Source organism: Arenimonas aestuarii (assembly GCF_054781715.1).
In genome coordinates, this window is record NZ_BAAGTW010000004.1 from 44450 (window position 1) to 61878 (window position 17429).

Annotated in this window: 14 protein-coding genes; 7 read left to right on the plus strand and 7 right to left on the minus strand. The window is 68.8% G+C overall.

The features are described 5' to 3' along the window. Positions 1-7 precede the first annotated feature (7 nt). The 3 genes from ACYVJH_RS01020 (at position 8) to ACYVJH_RS01030 (ending at position 4960) form a co-directional block, all read left to right on the plus strand. A complete protein-coding gene (locus tag ACYVJH_RS01020; RefSeq protein ID WP_460452807.1) occupies positions 8-2137 on the plus strand; it encodes a S46 family peptidase in 2130 nt (709 codons plus the stop codon). 647 nt (positions 2138-2784) lie between these two features. Beyond that, a complete protein-coding gene (locus ACYVJH_RS01025; protein ID WP_460452808.1) occupies positions 2785-4170 on the plus strand; it encodes an MBL fold metallo-hydrolase RNA specificity domain-containing protein in 1386 nt (461 codons plus the stop codon). 7 nt (positions 4171-4177) lie between these two features. After that, the gene (locus ACYVJH_RS01030) at positions 4178-4960 is read left to right on the plus strand and encodes a DUF2189 domain-containing protein (RefSeq protein ID WP_460452809.1); all 783 of its coding nucleotides are present in this window, start codon (positions 4178-4180) and stop codon (positions 4958-4960) included. A gap of 13 nt (positions 4961-4973) precedes the next feature. Here ACYVJH_RS01030 and ACYVJH_RS01035 read toward each other — a convergent pair whose 3' ends face one another. After that, positions 4974-5447, minus strand: a complete 474-nt coding sequence (locus ACYVJH_RS01035; RefSeq protein WP_460452810.1) for a YybH family protein — start codon at positions 5445-5447, stop codon at positions 4974-4976. Between the two features lie 95 nt (positions 5448-5542). Continuing rightward, positions 5543-6097 (minus strand): signal peptidase I, encoded by a 555-nt coding sequence (gene lepB, locus ACYVJH_RS01040; RefSeq protein ID WP_460452811.1) that lies wholly within the window; start codon positions 6095-6097, stop codon positions 5543-5545. A 62-nt stretch (positions 6098-6159) separates the two neighbouring features. Between lepB and ACYVJH_RS01045 the strand changes: the two genes are divergently transcribed. Beyond that, positions 6160-8028: a monovalent cation:proton antiporter-2 (CPA2) family protein gene (locus ACYVJH_RS01045; protein WP_460452812.1), complete on the plus strand. Its 1869-nt coding sequence runs from the start codon at positions 6160-6162 to the stop codon at positions 8026-8028. Here ACYVJH_RS01045 and ACYVJH_RS01050 read toward each other — a convergent pair. The 4 genes from ACYVJH_RS01050 to trxA form a co-directional block, all read right to left on the minus strand. Further along, positions 7976-8632, minus strand: a complete 657-nt coding sequence (locus ACYVJH_RS01050; protein WP_460452813.1) for a DUF502 domain-containing protein — start codon at positions 8630-8632, stop codon at positions 7976-7978. The two genes, ACYVJH_RS01045 and ACYVJH_RS01050, sit on opposite strands and share 53 nt — an antisense overlap. A gap of 33 nt (positions 8633-8665) precedes the next feature. After that, a complete protein-coding gene (locus ACYVJH_RS01055) occupies positions 8666-10975 on the minus strand; it encodes a bifunctional serine/threonine-protein kinase/formylglycine-generating enzyme family protein (protein ID WP_460452814.1) in 2310 nt (769 codons plus the stop codon). An 87-nt stretch (positions 10976-11062) separates the two neighbouring features. Next, positions 11063-11539: a DUF4442 domain-containing protein gene (locus ACYVJH_RS01060; protein WP_460452815.1), complete on the minus strand. Its 477-nt coding sequence runs from the start codon at positions 11537-11539 to the stop codon at positions 11063-11065. Between the two features lies 1 nt (position 11540). Next, on the minus strand, positions 11541-12404 hold the full coding sequence (gene trxA, locus ACYVJH_RS01065) for a thioredoxin (RefSeq protein ID WP_460452816.1): 864 nt from the start codon (positions 12402-12404) through the stop codon (positions 11541-11543). Positions 12405-12538: 134 nt separating this feature from the next. Here trxA and ACYVJH_RS01070 point away from each other — a divergent pair, with 134 nt between their 5' ends. Together ACYVJH_RS01070 and ACYVJH_RS01075 are read left to right on the plus strand one after the other, a co-directional pair. Further along, positions 12539-13165, plus strand: a complete 627-nt coding sequence (locus ACYVJH_RS01070) for a hypothetical protein (RefSeq protein ID WP_460452817.1) — start codon at positions 12539-12541, stop codon at positions 13163-13165. Further along, positions 13162-13371, plus strand: coding sequence for a helix-turn-helix transcriptional regulator (locus ACYVJH_RS01075; RefSeq protein ID WP_460452818.1), 210 nt, complete (start codon positions 13162-13164; stop codon positions 13369-13371). The genes ACYVJH_RS01070 and ACYVJH_RS01075 overlap by 4 nt, the downstream gene beginning before the upstream one ends. A gap of 43 nt (positions 13372-13414) precedes the next feature. Here ACYVJH_RS01075 and ACYVJH_RS01080 read toward each other — a convergent pair whose 3' ends face one another. Beyond that, positions 13415-14704 (minus strand): metal-dependent hydrolase family protein, encoded by a 1290-nt coding sequence (locus ACYVJH_RS01080; protein WP_460452819.1) that lies wholly within the window; start codon positions 14702-14704, stop codon positions 13415-13417. Positions 14705-14810: 106 nt separating this feature from the next. On the opposite strand from ACYVJH_RS01080, the gene leuS reads away from it, so the two are divergent. Further along, positions 14811-17429 (plus strand): leucine--tRNA ligase, encoded by a 2619-nt coding sequence (gene leuS, locus ACYVJH_RS01085; RefSeq protein WP_460452820.1) that lies wholly within the window; start codon positions 14811-14813, stop codon positions 17427-17429.

Here is a 17429-nt window from a genome sequence, read left to right on the forward strand (position 1 = left end):
CAAACGCATGCGAGTGACGATCCTGGCCGCCGCCCTGGCGCTCTCTTTTTCCGCCCACGCCCGCGAAGGCATGTGGGTGCCCCAGCAGCTGCCGGAAATCGCCGGCCCGCTGAAACAGGCCGGTCTTGAACTGGCGCCCGAACAACTGGCCAATCTCACTGGCGACCCGATGGGCGCCGTGGTCGCGCTGGGCGGCTGCACGGCCTCGTTCGTGTCGCCCGAAGGCCTGGTGGTCACCAACCACCACTGTGCCTACGGCGCGATCCAGCTCAACTCCACTGCCGAACGCAACCTGATGGAAGTCGGCTTCAACGCCGCCACCCGCGGCGAGGAGCTGTCTGCAGGGCCCAACGCCCGCGTCTACGTGATGGACCGCATCACCGACGTCACCGACAAGGTGCAGGCAGCCGCGGGTGAGCTGGGCGGCATCGAGCGCAACAAGGCGCTCGAGGACGTCCAGAAGCAGCTGATCGCCGAATGCGAGCAGGGCGAAGGTTATCGCTGCACGCTCTACAGCTTCTTCAGTGGCCAGACCTACCGGCTGTTCCGCCAGGTCGAGATCAAGGACGTGCGCCTGGTGTACGCGCCCCCGGGCAGCATCGGCAACTACGGCGGCGAAGTGGACAACTGGATGTGGCCGCGCCACACCGGCGACTTTGCCTTCTATCGCGCCTACGTCGGCAAGGACGGCAAGCCGGCCGCATATTCCGAAGACAACGTTCCCTACCAGCCGAACCAGCACCTGAAGCTGGCCGGGAAGGGTCTTGAGAAGGGCGACTTCGTGATGGTCGCCGGTTACCCGGGCAGCACCAGCCGCTACGCGCTGTACGACGAATTCCAGGCCGTGGCCAGCTGGCAGTACCCGAAGGTCGGCCAGCACCTGCGCAACCTGGTGGGCATCATCGAAGCGGCCGGCAACGACGACGCCGACATCGAGGTCAAGTACGCCAGCCAGATCCGCGGTTACCAGAACGCGATGAAGAACTGGTCTGGCCAGCTGGAAGGTTTCGAACGCATCGGTGCCTCGGCCACCAAGCGCGCCGAGGAAGATGCCGTGCTGGCCTGGCTGCGCAAGCAGGGCGACGACGGCAAGGCCGGCCTGCAGGCACACGCCCGCCTGGTGGAACTGGCCGCCGAGGCCCGCGCCACCCGCGAACGTGACCTGATCGTCGGCCAGATCGCCGGTGGTGGCCTGCTGGGCAACCTGCGCATGCTGCACCGCCTGGCCATCGAATCGGCCAAGCCGGACGCCGAGCGCACGGTGGGTTACCAGCAGCGCGACCTGCCGCGCATTGAAGGCGCGGTGCGCCAGCTCGATCGCCGCTACCACCCGGAAATGGAAAAGCAGCTGATGGCCTACTGGTTGGCTGAGTACATCCAGCTGCCGGCCGACCAGCGCGTCGAGGCGATCGATGCCTGGCTGGGCGGCAACGACCAGGCGGCGATCGAGCGCGCGCTCGATCGCACCTACGCGGGCACCACGCTGGCCGACACCGACGCCCGCCTGGCCCTGCTCAAGGCCGACCAGGCGACGATCGAAGCCATGGACGACCCGCTGCTGGACCTGGCGGTGGCGCTGTACCCGACGATGAAGGCGGTGGAAGACCGCAACGACGCGCGTTCGGGCGACCAGAACCGCTACCGCCCGGTGTACCTGGCGGCGGTGCAGGGCTACAAGCGCGAGCAGGGCGAGGGGGTGTACCCGGACGCGAACCTGAGCCTGCGCATCACCTACGGCAACGTGATGGGTTATTCGCCGAAGGATGGCGTGTACTACACGCCGTTCACCTCGCTCGACGGGCTGGTGGCGAAGGCGACGAACGAGGAACCCTTCGACGCGCCCAAGGCCCAGCTCGACGCCATCGCGGCGATGAGCGAGGAAGAAAAGGCGGCGGTGCCGGTGAACTTCCTGTCGGACCTGGACATCACGGGCGGCAATTCGGGCTCGCCGGTGCTCAACGGCAAGGGCGAGCTGGTGGGCCTGGCCTTCGACGGCAACTGGGAGTCGGTGAGCTCGAACTGGGTGTTCGATCCGTCGATGACCCGCATGATCTCGGTGGACCACCGCTACATGGTCTGGATCATGGACAAGGTCTACCCGGCCCCGCACCTGCTCAAGGAAATGGGCGCCCGCTGAGGCCCGCTGTGATCGCAGGGGCTTCGGTCCCGGAACGATCCACCCCGGAAACGGCGCGCACTCCGCGCCGTTTTCTTTTTTTCGCGAAAACCTTCCTCCCGTGGGAGGGACTTCGGTCCCGGGCTCCAGGCCTTGGCCTTCGGCCAAGTGCCAGCCCTGATGGTGTCGCGGCTGGAGGCGCCGCGCCTTCGCCCCGACCGACACGCCGTGAACCCATCCATGGGGGCTCCTCGTCGACATCCATGTCTCCGAGGGTCGGCCGGAGCGAAGGCGCGACACCTCCCCAACGCCACGTCGTGGCCGATCGGAAAGCGGCTTCTCTGCAACTCGGGGCGATGGCCTGAGCTTGTGGCGCGAGCGCGCGCTGCGCTCTTGATCTCCTGGCGGCCTCGACGTTCATTCCGGGAGGTAGCGTGCAGTCGCCCTGGCCGACCCTCGGAGACATGGATGTCGACGAGGAGCCTACATGGACGTACTTGCGGCGTGTCGGCCAGGGCGACTGCACGCTGCCTCCATCCGCGAAAAGAACGGAAACGACACTTGGCCGAAGGTCAAGGCCAAGGCCTGGAGCCCGGGACTGACGTCCCTCCTACAAGGGGGGGCGGGGATTGGTTTACAGTGGCGGCAGTCGGCGAAGGGAGCCTGAGATGCTGGTTCGTTTCCACGGTGCCGCCGGTGAAGTCACCGGTTCCTGCCATGAGGTCGAGGCCAACGGCCACAGGCTGCTGCTTGATTGCGGCATGATCCAGGGCAGCGACGAGGACGAACGTCGCAACGAGGACCCGTTCCCCTTCGATGTCGGCGACATCGACGCCGTCGTGCTCAGCCACGCCCACATCGACCACAGCGGCAGGTTGCCGGTACTGGTCAAGCGCGGCTATCGCGGGCCCATCTGGACCGAACACGCCACCGCCGACCTGCTCAAGGTCATGCTCGAGGATTCGGCGAACCTGGCCCAGATGGACGCCGACCGCGACAACAAGTATCGCCGCGACGGCAAGACCAACCACAAGCCCCTTTTCACCAAGGCCGACGTCGCCGCCGTGCTCAGGCAGGTGCGTGGCATCGACTACGAAACGCCCCGCGAAATCCTCGGCGGCGTCACCCTCACCCTGCGCGACGCCGGCCACATCCTGGGTTCGGCCTCGGTCGAACTCGCCGCCGATGAATCCGCAGGCCGGCGCGTGCTGGCGTTTTCCGGCGACATCGGCCCGCGTGGCACGCCCATCCTGCGCGACCCCGTGCCCGTGCCCCGGGCCGACCTCGTGCTGCTCGAGTCCACCTACGGTGGCCGCGAACACCGCGAGCGCCAGTCCACCCTCGACGAAATCCGCGACGTGCTCGAACACGCCTGGGCCGACCAGGGCAACATCATCATCCCGGCCTTCGCCGTCGGCCGCAGCCAGGAGCTGTTGTACTGGTTCGCGCGCCAGTGGGACGAGTGGAACATGTCGCGCTGGAAGATATTCCTCGACAGCCCCATGGCCATGCGCGTGCTCGAGGTTTATGGCCGCCATGAACGCCTGTTCGACGCCGATGCCCAGGCCGTCTGGAACGGCCGGCCGCATCCGTTCAAGCTGCCCAACCTGCAGCTCACGCCCGAAGTCGCGCAGTCGCAGGCCATCAACAACATCAAGGGCGGCGCGATCATCATTGCCGGCTCCGGCATGTGCAACGGCGGCCGCGTGCGCCACCACCTTCGCCAGAACCTCGGGCGCAAGCAGTCGCACGTGATGTTCGTCGGTTACCAGGCGCGCGGCACGCTCGGCCGGCGGCTGGTCGATGGTGCCGAAACCGTGCGCATCTTCGGCGAGGAGATCCGCGTCAACGCCGTTCGCCATACCGTCGGCGGCCTGTCGGCGCACGCCGGCCAGTCCGGGCTGATGGACTGGTACGGGGCCATCGAAGGCCGGCCGCCGGTCGTGCTGGTGCACGGCGAGGACGATGCGCGCGAAGCCCTGGCCAAGGCGCTGGACAAGAAGCTCGGCGCCGAGGTCAGCCTTTCGCGCGTGGGCATGCAGCGCGAGGTCTGAAGCCGGCGTGGCCACCACCGATCCCGGCCAGGCTCCCGAATCCGGCGCGCGGCCCTTCGCGGTGCCCTGCGTCCGGCTCGACCAGCGCGCGCCGCTGCGCTGGCTGCGCGCGGGCTGGCGCGACTACCGGCGCGCGCCCGGGCTGAGCCTTCTGTTTGGTGGCGTGGTGCTGGTGGTGAGCCTGCTCATTTCAGCCCTGGCCTGGAGCCTGGGGCGGTTTGCGCTGCTGGCGGCGCTGGTCTCGGGATTCGTGTTCGTGGCGCCGCTGCTGGGGGTCGGGCTGTATTGCGTGAGCAGGGAACTGGAGGCCGGGCGCCAGCCGCGCCTGAACGATTCCTTCGTGCTGGCCCGTCGGGTGGTGGGTCAGGCGGGGGTGTTCGCCCTGGCCCAGGGCATCGTGCTGATGCTGTGGTCGCGCGCGGGCATGATGGTCAACGCGCTGGTGCCGATCGAACGTGGCGATTTCGCCACCTGGGCGGAATTCCTGCTGATCGGTTCGGCGGCCGGTTCGGTGTTCGCGGCCCTGACTTTCGCGATCGCCGCGTTTTCGCTGCCGATGATCGCCGACCGCGACGTGGACATGGTCACTGCCGGCGTTTCCAGCGTGAACGCCGTGCTGCGCAACAAGCTGGTCGCCCTGCAGTGGGCGGGCTGGATCGTGCTGCTGACCGCGCTGGGTTTCCTCACGGGCTTCGTGGGCCTGGTGCTGGTGATGCCCTGGCTGGCCTACGCCACCTGGCACGGCTACCGCGAAACCCTGGACGCATCGGCCTGGCCGCGGCTGGACTGAAGCGCGGGGCCAATCAGTTTCCCGGCGGCGTGTCCCGGCCGCAGAGGCAGGTGCCGTCGTCGAAGACCACTTTCCACCGGCCGTCGGGATCACGGCGCCAGGTGGAGCGGAATTCCAGGATGGGCGTGCCCGCGGGGTCGAAGACGGGGCCCTTGGTCTGGGCCAGCTGGCCCCCTTCGAGTACGACCACGGTTTCCGGGCGCCACGAGAACGGTGCCTGGGCGCCTTCGAAATACTTGCCCCAGGCCGCCAGGATCGCCGGTTTGCCGCGCAGGCTGTCGGGACCCGGCTGGAAGATGGCGTCATCGGCGATGAAGCCGGAGAACGCTTCGATGTCGCGGTCGGCCATGCTTTTTGCGAACGCCGTTTCGGCAGCGGCGACGTCTCGCGTCAGCGCGTCCAGGTCCAACGCCGTCCCGCGCGGAGCGGATTGGCTGGCGCAGCCGGAAACCACCATCAGCAGGGCCAGCAGGAAGGGAGTACGCATCGTCGATGCCCTCGTGGCGGGGACGGGAAGGGTTTGCCAGCGCTGGCCGAAGCATGGCGCGCGCCGGATCTGCGCGCGTCGGTCACAAGTCACGTTCAGCGCCGTACCGCGACCACCTTGCCGATCCACTGCCGGGCGGGCACGGGTCCCGATTCCCGGCTGTCGCCGCCCAGGTCACGATGGTCCACCAGCACGAAGACATGCCCCGGCGGCACCGGGGTTTCCGGAAGGTCGCGCCCGGCTCCGGCGCCGACCTCCACGTCGACGCCGGCGGGGGCGGGCATCATTTCCCCGTCCACGAATAGCTCGCCCAGCCTGAGCGCCACCTGCTGCCCGGGCCCGGCGACCACGCGCCCCACGCGCGGGCCCTGGGGTCCCTGGTAGACCAGCAGGTCGTCCGCCTGCGGCGGGCTGCTGCGAAACGCGCGGGTGTCCACCACCAGTTCATAGCCTTCAACCAGCGTGGGCTCCATGGCGCCGGACGGCATGGCCAGGGTCGTGCGGCCCCAGAGCCGGGCGCCGTAGTCGGACGAGGCGGTGCCAAGCGGGTTGATCAGGTAGGCCGCGACGGCCAGCGCTCCGGCCAGCGCGGCGGCGAACAGCCAGGTCGCCGGACGGCGCTTCGACGTGCGCGCAGGGCCCGTGCTCATGGAGGCGATACCGGGCTTCCGGTAAAAAGGGGGGCTGCAGGGGCCAGGCAAGGGGTGGACTGATGGCGGTTGAACATGGCGCGGGTGACCTCGTCCGGGTAGTGGCGTTGCTGGGTGCCGCCGTGGTGGCCGTGCCGCTGTTCCGGCGCCTCGGGCTGGGGTCGGTGCTCGGCTACCTGGCGGCTGGACTCGCGGTGGGGCCGTTCGGCCTGGCCTTGTTCACCGAACCGGCGGCCATCCTTCATGTCGCCGAACTGGGTGTCGTGATGTTCCTTTTCATCATAGGCCTGGAGATGCGCCCATCCCACCTCTGGCAGCTGCGCGGGCAGATCTTCGGCCTTGGCGCGCTGCAGGTCGGGCTGGCGACGGCGGTGATGACTGGCATCCTGCTGGGTTTCGGGCTGGCGCTGCCGGTGGCTTTCCTGGGAGCCGCCGGTTTCGTGCTCACTTCCACGGCCATCGTCATGCAGTTGCTGGGCGAGCGGGGCGACATCGCCCTGCCGCGCGGGCAGCGCATGGTGTCGATCCTGCTGTTCGAAGACCTGCTGATCGTGCCGTTGCTGGCCCTGGTGGCCTTCATGGCGCCGGTCGTGCCCGGCGAAGACGGCGGTTCGCGCTGGCTGGCCATCGTGCAGGGCGTGGCGGCCCTGGCGGGGCTGGTGGTGGTCGGTCTGTGGGGCCTGAACCCGCTGTTCCGCCTGCTGGCCCGGGCCAAGGCGCGCGAGGTGATGACGGCCGCGGCGCTGCTGGTCGTGCTGGGTTCGGCGGAGCTGATGGACCAGGGGGGTCTTTCGATGGCGATGGGCGCTTTCCTGGCCGGCGTATTGCTGTCGGAATCGGCGTTCCGCCACCAGCTTGAAGCCGACATCGAACCCTTCCGCGGCCTCTTGCTGGGTCTCTTTTTCCTGGCCGTGGGCATGTCCCTGGACCTGGCGGTGGTGGCGGGCAACCTGGCCTTCATCGCGGCGGCGGTGCCGGTGCTGATGCTGGCCAAGGGCCTGTGCATCTACCTGGTGGCCCGGGTCCTGCGCAGCTCGCACGCCGACGCGCTCGACCGCGCCGTGCTGATGGCGCAGGGCGGCGAGTTCGCCTTCGTGCTGTATTCGGCGGCGGTCGCGGTCGGCCTGCTTGATGCCCGGACCCACGCCAATCTCACCGCCATCGTCGTGCTTTCGATGGTGCTCACGCCGCTGGTGGTGCTGGTGGTGCGGCGGCTGTTGCCAAAGCCCGAGGCGCCCTCGATGGCGGGCGTGGAAGCGGCGAACGGGCTCCAGGGCAGCGTGCTGGTGATCGGCTTCGGCCGCTTCGGGCAGGTGTCGAGCCAGGCCCTGCTGGCCCGCGGCGTGGACGTGACGATCATCGACAACGACATCGGCATGATCACCAGCGCCGCGGACTTCGGCTTCAAGGTCTATTACGGGGATGGCACCCGGCTCGACGTGCTGCATGCCTCCGGCGCCGGACGGGCACGCGTGATCGCGGTATGCGTGGACGACCGCGGCGCGGCCACGCGCATCGCCGAAGTGGTTCGTTCGGCGTTCCCGCAGGCGGCGGTGCTGGTGCGCAGCTTCGACCGCGAACATTCGCTGGAGCTGGTGCGCATCGGCGTGGACTTCCAGGTTCGCGAGACCTTCGAGTCGGCGGTCATCTTCGGCGGCGCGGCGCTGCGCGAACTGGGTGTCGACGAGGACGAGGCGGTGATGGTGATGGACGAGGTCCGGCGCCTGGACGCAGAGCGTTTTGCGCTGGAAACCGCCGCTGGCAGCGCCGCCGCGGGCGCCGGCCTGATGCACACCAATACCGCTGCCGGGCGCATGCGCCAGACGCCGCTGGTGCGGCCCAAGGCCTCGGGCCAGGTGCTCAATCCCGAAGAGGCGGTCAGTCCCGCGCCGGCGCCGGCGGCCGGTCGAAAGGCATCGTCTCCGGACTGACGGCGCCGCCGGAGATGATGAAGGCCATGGCCTCGTCCACGCTCCAGTCGGTGGGCGTGAGCTTGTCGACGGGAACGATTTCCAGGTAGCCCGAGGTCGGGTTGGGCGTCGTGGGCACGTAGACGGCCGCCAGTTCGCGGCCGGTGCCTTCTTCGCGGATGACGCGGGTGACGAAACCCACGCACTTCATGTCCCGGTGCGGGAAATCGATCAGCACCACGCGCTGGGTGCCGTCGGGTTTTGTCTGCAGCAGGTCGAGCAGCTTGCGCGCGCTGCCGTAGACGGTGCTCGCCAGCGGTACCCGCGCGATCAGGCCCTCGAACCAGCGCAGCATCTGCTGGCCGGCAACGCGGCGCGCCAGCGCGCCGACGGCGATGATCACCACCACCGTGGCGGCGATCGCGAACGCCGACTGGGCCCAGGGGTCGTCCACCCAGCCCAGCCATTCCGGATGCGCCGACGCCAGCTGCGCCGACAACGGCGCCACCACCGGCTGGCTCATGTCCTTGAGCAGGCCCAGCACGAACTTGAAGACGATCCAGACCAGCCAGATCGGAAGCAGGGTCAGCAGGCCGGTGAGGAAGTAGGCACGAAGTCGTCGCATGGCGCGATTGTAGGCCACGCGCCGGGTGGCCGATCAGCGCGCGGCCAACTCCGCCGCCGTGACTTCACGCACCAGCCGGAAACCGATGTCGTCGAAGCCGGTGTCGGCGTCGAAATCGTTGCTCTGGCCCGGGCTGCTGCGGTCGGGCGCGTCGCGCCAGCCCATGCCGGCGGCCAGGCGCCGCTGGCAGCCGCGGGTGCAGTTGCTGGTCCATTCGCGCAGGTTGCCCCGGAGGCCGGCCAGGCCCAGCGGGCTCAGCGGCCCCTGGGCGGCGTTGACGGTGCCTTCGGCGCCACAGTCGACGCGGCCGTCCCGACAGGCATTGCCGCTGCCGCGGTAGTCGGCCAGCGGGCCCCACTCACCCAGCGTCGGCAGGCGGTAGGACAGGCCGCTACGGCGGCCAAGCCACTGGGCATACGCCTGGGCATCGTCGTAACTCACGCAGGCCACCGGATGGTTGCCCGACTGGCTGTAGCCCGGGTCGTCCCAGCTGCGCTTCTTCAGGCTGATCGGCACCACGCGGTTGCGGCAGCGCGCCGCCGGCCGTTTGGTGGCGCTGGCGAAGGCGGCGTATTCGGCGCGGGTGACTTCGTTGCGCATCGCGCCCAGCCCGGCCTGGGCGCCGCGGGGCGGCCGCACCAGGATCATGGCGACGGCGCTGTCGGGCAGGGTGTCGCCGGCCTTGGGCAGTTCGACCGCCTTCGACCAGGCCGGCTCCAGGCTGGCGGGCGGCACGTCCAGCGCGGCGGCCAGCAACTTGGTGGCGCCCACGTTATCGGCGTCCATGGCCTCGAGCCCCTTTTCCAGCCGGGCCAGCAGCAGCGGCGGCAGGGCCTCGCGCATCTCGCGCCAGGGTTTGCCTTCCAGTCGGTCCATTTCCGCGGCGAAAGGGCCCGCCCGTTCGTAGTTCTGGCGCGCCGCGCCGTCATCGCCGGCCTCGACGGCGGCGACCACCCGGGTGCTGTAGTAGGCGATCACTTCATCGGCCATCCGGAACAGGGCCGGCTCGCGCGGCGCCAGCTGGCGGGCGGCGCGCAGCGTGTCCATGGCGTTGTCGCCCGGCGGCAGGCTCAGGCGCTGGCGCTCGATCTGGCGGCGGGCGGCGGACAATTCGCGGGCCGCCGGGCGGGTGGGATCGTAGTCGAGCGTGGTGGTGCTGACTTCCGCGCGGACCTGGTCGAAAGCCGTGGCCGGGACGACCACGTCCTGTGCCACGGGCGCCGGCTCGGGATCGGTCGCGACCTGGGCAGGTGCTTCCGGCTCAGGCTGCGCGGCGGGTTGGGCCGGCGCCGGCGCGGGAGCCGGCTGGGGCGGCGCCTGTTCGACCGTGAAGAAGTCACCGGCCGGCGGCTCGGCTTCCTCCCGGCCGTCCAGCAGCCACAGGATCGCCACGCCCGCCAGCAACGCGGCCGACGCCGTGGTCAGTACCGGCTTCCACCAGCGTTCGGCGACACCCCTGACCAAATCCGGGTTGATCAGCGGCTCGGCGCGTTTGCCCGCGGCGATCTGGTTGAGCGCGCCGAGCATTTGCTGGGCATTGCGGTAGCGGTTGTCCGGGGACTTGGCCATGGCCCGGTCGATGAACGGCTGCCAGTGTTTTTTCTCGGTCGCCAGTCGCGGCACCGGGTCCTGGGCATGCATCAGGGCCAGGGCGAGCGGGTCGGCGGCCTGGAACGGCAGGTGGCCGGTGAGCAGCTCGAAGGCGAGCACGCCGACGCTGTAGAGGTCGGCGCGGCCGTCGACCACTTCGCCGCGGGCCTGTTCGGGCGCCATGTAGCCGCCGCTGCCCACGGCCAGGCCGGCGGTGGTGATGCGGGTGGAGTCGCGCTTGCTGAGCGCGATGCCGAAATCGGTGAGCAGCGGCCGGTCGGCATTGTCGAACAGCACGTTCTCGGCCTTGACGTCCCGGTGCACGATGCCGCGGGCGTGCGCGTATTCGAGTGCCGACAGCAGCGAGCGAAGCACTTCGACGGCGCGGTCTTCGTCCTGGGTGAAATCGCGCTGGCCCAGGTGGCCCTTGGCCAGGTAGGGCAGCACGTAATAAAGCAGGCCCTGGCGGGTGCGTCCGACCTCGTGGATGCCGACGATGCAGGGATGTTCGAGCTTGGCGATGGTTCGCGCCTCGTGCTCGAAGCGCTGCTTGGAGATTTCGTCGGTCAGGGCAGCGGGCGACATCACCTTGATCGCCACCTGGCGGTCGAGGGACTCCTGGACGCCCAGGTAGACCTGGGACATGCCGCCCTTGCCGATGCGGCGCAGCACGCGATAGCCCGGGATCTCCGGCATATAGCTGGAGAGCAGCGCGGTCAGTTCGTCAGGGGAGAGCTCTTCTTCCTGCTGCATGGCGCGATCGGGAGGGGCGGGGGGCGGGCCCTCCAGCATACGGGAGCCAGCCGTTCAGGCAAGCCGGGCGTAAAAATGTGAATTGCGTCACGTTTTTCCGGCTGCTCCCGAATCGCGGCGATCGCGCTTGAGTCGGACATAGACCTGCTTGCGGACCCTGGCGACGACATCGCCCGTTGCGTCCGTCACCGGGGTCTCGAACCAGTGCAGAACCTTGTCGCCGCCCGCGGCGGCGGCCCGGACCTGGTCCACCACGGCGTCCTCGAGCTGGAACTGGGCGACCACGGTGCCCCGGCCGGGTTTTTCGAAACGGATCTCGCCGGCCTGGTCCCAGACCAGGTAACCGGGCCCGAGCCGGCGCATCAGCAGGATCATCCAGAACGGGTCCACCATCGCGAACAGGCTGCCGCCGAAGTGGGTGCCGACGTAGTTGCGGTTGTACCAGCGCTGGCGCAGTTCGACCCGGGCCTGCCGGAAGTCGTCGGCGATGTGGGTGACCCGGATGCCGGCGAAAAGGAAAGGCGGCCAGACGCGGAACATCAGGCGAAGTCGCGAGGCTTTCATCTCAGAACAGCAGCGAAGCCATCTTGCGGCGGTAGGTGCCGACCAGGTCCTCGTCCTCGACCACGCGGAAGGCGTCGATCAGGGCTTTTCGCGGCAGGCCGTCTTCGAAGTTGCGGTCCAGGCGAAGCATTTCCAGGAACTGTTCCAGCCCGTCCTGGCTGCGGCCTTCGACGATATCCATCGCGCCCAGCAAATGCCGTGCGCGCAGGTCGGCGGGGTTGGCGGCAATGGCCTTGTGCAGCACGTCGGGCGGTGGCGCGTCCTTGAGCAGGGCAGCGAAACCCAGGCGGGCGCGGCCGCGCAGGGCCCGGTCGTCCTGGGCCAGGTTGGCCGGCAGCTTGTCCAGCAGGCCTTCGGCCTCGGCCACCGCGCCGGTGCGCAGCAGGGCCAGGGCCAGGTCGAGCTTGATTTCTTCGTTGTCCGGTTCGGCCTGGGTGGCGGCGCGCAGGCGCACGACGTCCTCGTGCGGGTCCAGGGGCGCCGGGGCCTCGGGCTCGGCCGGTTCCTCGGCCTCGCGCGGCGTCACGCCGTGGTGGCTCAGGAACTGGCGCAGCTGGCCTTCGGGCAGGGCGCCGGGGAAGCCGTCGACGATCTGGCCGTCCTTGACCAGCATCACCGTCGGCACCGACTTGATCTGGAAATAGCCGGCCAGCTGCTGTTCCTTGTCGACGTCGACCTTGGCCAGCAGGAAGCCGCCGTTGAACTCGGCCGCCAGCTTTTCCAGCACCGGGCCAAGCGACTTGCAGGGCCCGCACCAGGTCGCCCAGAAGTCCACCAGTACCGGGACGTCCTTCGAGCGCAGCAGCACGTCCTGTTCGAACGAGGGAAGGCTGGCGTCGAAGACGTGGGGGTTGTCTGCAGTCATGGCGGGTCCGGAAATTCCTGGGGAATCGGGAGATGGTGCCAGCCACGGCCACTCACAAGCCAATGTACGGTGTACTTGACATTGCCGGGTCAGGATGTAAGCTCAACATTACATTTAGTAAAGCGGAGCGGACCATGCGGTGGCCGAAGTGGGGATTGGCGGTTCTGGTGGCGCTGGCGGGTGCCTCGTTCTGGATGCTCCTGGCCGGGCCGGAGGAAATCCTGGGCATGGACCTGGGCAAGCTCAGCGTCGGCCTGTCGGTCCTGGTGGCCTGGTTGGCGCTGTATGGGGTCACGGCGGCTCCCCGCGGCGAACTCGACGACGAGGTGTCGCCGGGTGAGTGGCGGGCATGGATAGGCCTGGGCTTCACTGCCCTGGTGGCCGCCTACCTGCTGACCAAGGCGGACGTCATCGCGGCCGCCAGCGACCATCGCGACCTCGGACGGATCGGCCGGAACATCGTGCTGCTGCTGATCGCCTGGGCCGTGGTGTCGCAAACGCTGCAATGGCGCTGGCAGGGCAAGGTGCTCGAAGACGAGCGCGACCGCGACATCGAGCGCAAGGCGGCAGGCTGGGCCCGCGCCGCGCTGGTCGCCGTGGTGCTTGGCCTGGCTTTCATGTTCGGCTTCTCGCCCGCCGAGCGGCTCGCCTGGGCCACGCCGATCACCATCGCCCACCTGCTGCTGTTCGGCCTGGTCTGGCACAGCCTGGTGGAGTACGCGGTCACGGTGGCGGCCTACTGGCGGGACCGTCGGGCATGACCGGCACGCCCATCAGCAACCACATCCGTCGCCTGCGCTTCGAACGCGGCGAGATGACCCAGGAAGCGCTGGCGCGCGAGGTCGGCGTGACGCGCCAGACCATCATCGCGCTCGAAGCCGGGAAATACGCGCCCTCGCTGGAGCTCGCGTTCCGGATCGCCCGTGCTTTCGGCGCCGGCGTCGAGGAGGTTTTTCGCTGGGAATAGACGGGCCCGGGCCGGTTCGCTTCGCCGCGAACGGGCCAGGCCGTCAGGGCGCGCGCACCACCTCGCCGCCCTTCATCACGAAGTCGACCTTCTTCACCACCGCGATGTCCTGCAGCGGATCGCCGGGCATGGCGATGATGTCGGCGATGCTGCCGGGCGCCAGGGTGCCCAGGTCGTCGCGTCCCAGCACCGACGCCGCGTGCACGGTGGCCGCGCGCAGGGCTTCGGCGGGCGGCATGCCCGCTTCGACCATGTAGATGAACTCATCGGCGTTCTCGCCGTGCAGGCTGACGCCGCTGTCGGTGCCGAAGGCGATCTTCACGCCGGCCTTCCAGGCCCGCGCCAGGGTGCCCTGGATCTGCGGCCCGATACGCGCGGCCTTGGGCCGCACCACGTCGGGGTAATACCCGTCGATCTTCGCTTTTTCGGCCACGAAGCGCCCCGCGCTGATGGTCGGGACGTACCAGGTGCCGTGCTTCTTCATCAGCGCAAACAGTTCGTCGTCCATGTAGGTGCCGTGTTCGATGGTGTCCACGCCGCCGACGATCGCCCGGCGCATGCCTTCCTTGCCGTGCGCGTGCGCCGCCACGGTGTAGCCATAGTCGCGCGCGGCATCCACGACCGCCTCGATCTCATCGACCGTGAACTGCGGCGCGTCGCCGCTGCGGGCGTAGCTGAGCACGCCGCCGGTGGCGGTGATCTTGATCACGTCCGAGCCGTCCTTGTAGCGCTGGCGCACGGCCTGGCGGGCTTCGTCCGGGCTGTTGACCACGCCTTCGGCCGGGCCCGGCTCGCCCAGGGCGTCGGCCAGCAGGTGGCTGTAGCCATTGGTGGGGTCGGCGTGGCCGCCGGTGGTGGCGATGGACTTGCCGGCCGCGAAGATGCGCGGGCCTTCCACCCAGCCCTGGTCGACGCCGTCGCGCAGGGCCAGGGTGGTTTCGCCGCCCAGGTCGCGCACGGTGGTGAAGCCGGCCCGCAGGGTCCGGCGGGCGTATTCGACCGAACGCAGCACGGTGAATTCGGGATTGAGCCGGAATCCTTCGGAATACCGCTCCGGGCTCGATTCGTGGTCCAGGTGCACATGCAGGTCGATCCAGCCGGGGCTGCAGGTGTGGCCGCGCAGGTCCACGACCGTCGCGCCGGCGGGCGACTCGAAACCCGCCCTGACCGCGGTGACCTTGCCGGCCTCGACCAGCACGGTGCGCTGGTCCAGGTTCCTTCCCGAGCCCGGGTCGAAAAGCTTGCCGCAGTGCAGGGCCTGGCTCTGTGCCTGGGCGGCGGCGGGCAGGGCGAGGGCAATGGCTAGGGCCAGCTCCAGCGGGGTCGGGCGCATCGGGTGGTCTCCGGTGGGAATGACCCGATGGTAACCGCAGTCCGGGAGCGCCTAGTGAAGCCGGATTTGTTACGCTGGGCGCCTGCTTTTTCAGCCTGCATCCCCCATGTCCGACACCCACGATCCCAGCGCCTACGACCCGAAGGCGGTGGAAACCGCCGCGCAGTCCCATTGGCAGGCCACCGGGGCCTTCCAGGTCACCGAGGACGCCTCGCGCCCGAAGTTCTTCTGCCTGTCCATGCTGCCGTACCCCTCGGGTGCGCTGCACATGGGCCACGTGCGCAACTACACCATCGGCGACGTCATCAGCCGGCACCGGCGCATGAAGGGTTTCAACGTCCTGCAGCCCATGGGCTGGGACGCCTTCGGCCTGCCGGCCGAGAACGCCGCGATCAAGAACAAGACCGCGCCCGCCAAGTGGACCTACAGGAACATCGAGCACATGCGCGGCCAGCTCCAGCGCCTGGGCTTCGCCTACGACTGGACCCGCGAGTTCGCGACCTGCACGCCCGACTACTACCGCTGGGAACAGCTGATGTTCACCCGGCTGATGAAAAAGGGCCTGGTGTACCGCAAGAATTCGGTCGTCAACTGGGACCCGGTCGACCAGACCGTACTGGCCAACGAACAGGTCATCGACGGTCGCGGCTGGCGTTCGGGCGCCCTGGTCGAGAAGCGCGAGATCCCGCAGTGGTTCCTCAAGATCACCGACTACGCCCAGGAGTTGCTCGACGGCCTGGACGACCTGCCGGGCTGGCCCGATGCGGTCAAGACCATGCAGCGCAACTGGATCGGCCGCAGCGAGGGCATGGAGATCGTGTTCGGCATGGAGGCGATGGCCGAGCCACTGCGCGTTTTCACCACCCGTCCAGACACCCTGATGGGCGCGACCTACCTGGCGGTCGCCGCCGAGCACCCGGTGGCGCTGTGGGCGGCGTCGGGCAATGCCGAGGTAAAGGCCTTCGTCGATGAGTGCCGCAAGGGCGGGGTCACCGAGGCCGAGCTCGAGACCCAGGAAAAGAAGGGTGTTTTCACCGGCCTGTACGCCACCCATCCGCTTTCGGGCGAGCCGGTGCCGGTCTGGGTCGCCAACTTCGTGCTGATGGGTTACGGCACCGGCGCGGTGATGGCCGTGCCCGGCCACGACCAGCGCGACTTCGAGTTCGCGCACAAGTACGGCCTGCCCGTCCGGCAGGTGATCGCGCTCGAGGGTGAATCCTACGACGCCGCCACCTGGCACGACTGGTACGCCGACAAGACCGACCCGCGCCTGCGGGTGGTCAACTCCGGCGACCTCGATGGCCTGGGTTACCAGGCCGCCTTCGACCGCGTGGCGCAGCAACTGGACAAGCGCGACCTGGGCAAGCGGCGCATCAATTTTCGCCTGCGCGACTGGGGCGTCAGCCGCCAGCGTTATTGGGGCTGCCCGATCCCGGTCGTCCACTGCGGGAAGTGCGGCGCGCTGCCGGTCCCGGAAGACCAGCTGCCGGTGAAGCTGCCCGAGGACGTCGAATTCACCGGCGTCGCCTCGCCGATCAAGGCCGATCCCGAGTGGCGCAAGACCACCTGCCCGGGCTGCGGCGGCCCGGCCGAACGCGAAACCGATACCTTCGACACCTTCATGGAGTCGAGCTGGTACTACGCGCGCTACACCTCGCCCGGCGCCCGGGACCTGGTGGACGAGCGCGCCAACTACTGGCTGCCGGTCGACCAGTACATCGGCGGCATCGAACACGCGATCATGCACCTGCTTTATTTCCGCTTCTTCCACAAGCTCATGCGCGACGCCGGGCTGGTGAAGAGCGACGAGCCGGCCACCAACCTGCTGTGCCAGGGCATGGTGATCGCCGACACCTACTACCGCGACAATGCCGACGGCTCCAAGGACTGGATCAACCCGGCCGACGTCGACGTCAAGCGTGACGCCAGGGGCCATGCCACCGGCGCCGTGCATCGCGCCGACGGCCAGCCGGTGCACATCGGCGGCACCGAAAAGATGTCCAAGTCCAAGAACAACGGCGTCGACCCGCAGACCATGGTCGACAAGTACGGTGCCGACACCGTGCGCCTGTTCTCGATGTTCGCCGCGCCGCCCGAACAGAGCCTGGAGTGGAACGAGGCCGGCGTCGAAGGCATGGCGCGTTTCCTGCGCCGGCTCTGGACCCAGGTGCACAAGCACGTGGCCGCCGGCCCGGCGCCGGCGCTCGACGTCGCGTCCATGGACTCGGCCCAGCGCACGCTGCGCCGCCAGCTGCACGAAACCATCCAGAAGGTGGGCGACGACTACGGCCGCCGGCACACCTTCAATACCGCCATCGCGGCGGTGATGGAGCTGCTCAACGCCATCGCCCGGTTCGACGACGCCTCGGCGCAGGGCAGGGCGCTGCGCCAGGAATGTTTCCAGGCGGTGGTGCTGCTGCTCAACCCGATCACGCCGCATACATCGCATGCCCTCTGGCAGTTGCTGGGCCACCCGGAGGCGACGCTGGAAGACCAGTCGTTCCCGGAGGCCGACCCCGCCGCCCTGGTGCGCGACAGCGTCACCCTGGCCGTTCAGGTCAACGGCAAGCTGCGCGGCACGCTGGAGGTATCGGCCAACGCCGGCAAGGACACGGTCGAAGCGCTGGCCCTGGCCGAGCCAAACGTGCAAAAGTTCATCGAAGGCCTGGCCGTGCGCAAAGTCATTGTCGTGCCCGGAAAGATCGTCAATATCGTCGTGGGGTAA

Coding starts and splice junctions, on each gene's coding strand:
- ACYVJH_RS01020 (WP_460452807.1), top strand. CDS start 8: ATGCGAGTGACGATCCTGGCCGCCGCCCTGGCGCTCTCTTTTTCCGCC.
- ACYVJH_RS01025 (WP_460452808.1), top strand. CDS start 2,785: ATGCTGGTTCGTTTCCACGGTGCCGCCGGTGAAGTCACCGGTTCCTGC.
- ACYVJH_RS01035 (WP_460452810.1), bottom strand. CDS start 5,447: ATGCGTACTCCCTTCCTGCTGGCCCTGCTGATGGTGGTTTCCGGCTGC.
- lepB (WP_460452811.1), bottom strand. CDS start 6,097: ATGAGCACGGGCCCTGCGCGCACGTCGAAGCGCCGTCCGGCGACCTGG.
- ACYVJH_RS01045 (WP_460452812.1), top strand. CDS start 6,160: ATGGCGGTTGAACATGGCGCGGGTGACCTCGTCCGGGTAGTGGCGTTG.
- ACYVJH_RS01050 (WP_460452813.1), bottom strand. CDS start 8,632: ATGCGACGACTTCGTGCCTACTTCCTCACCGGCCTGCTGACCCTGCTT.
- ACYVJH_RS01055 (WP_460452814.1), bottom strand. CDS start 10,975: ATGCAGCAGGAAGAAGAGCTCTCCCCTGACGAACTGACCGCGCTGCTC.
- ACYVJH_RS01060 (WP_460452815.1), bottom strand. CDS start 11,539: ATGAAAGCCTCGCGACTTCGCCTGATGTTCCGCGTCTGGCCGCCTTTC.
- trxA (WP_460452816.1), bottom strand. CDS start 12,404: ATGACTGCAGACAACCCCCACGTCTTCGACGCCAGCCTTCCCTCGTTC.
- ACYVJH_RS01070 (WP_460452817.1), top strand. CDS start 12,539: ATGCGGTGGCCGAAGTGGGGATTGGCGGTTCTGGTGGCGCTGGCGGGT.
- ACYVJH_RS01075 (WP_460452818.1), top strand. CDS start 13,162: ATGACCGGCACGCCCATCAGCAACCACATCCGTCGCCTGCGCTTCGAA.
- ACYVJH_RS01080 (WP_460452819.1), bottom strand. CDS start 14,704: ATGCGCCCGACCCCGCTGGAGCTGGCCCTAGCCATTGCCCTCGCCCTG.
- leuS (WP_460452820.1), top strand. CDS start 14,811: ATGTCCGACACCCACGATCCCAGCGCCTACGACCCGAAGGCGGTGGAA.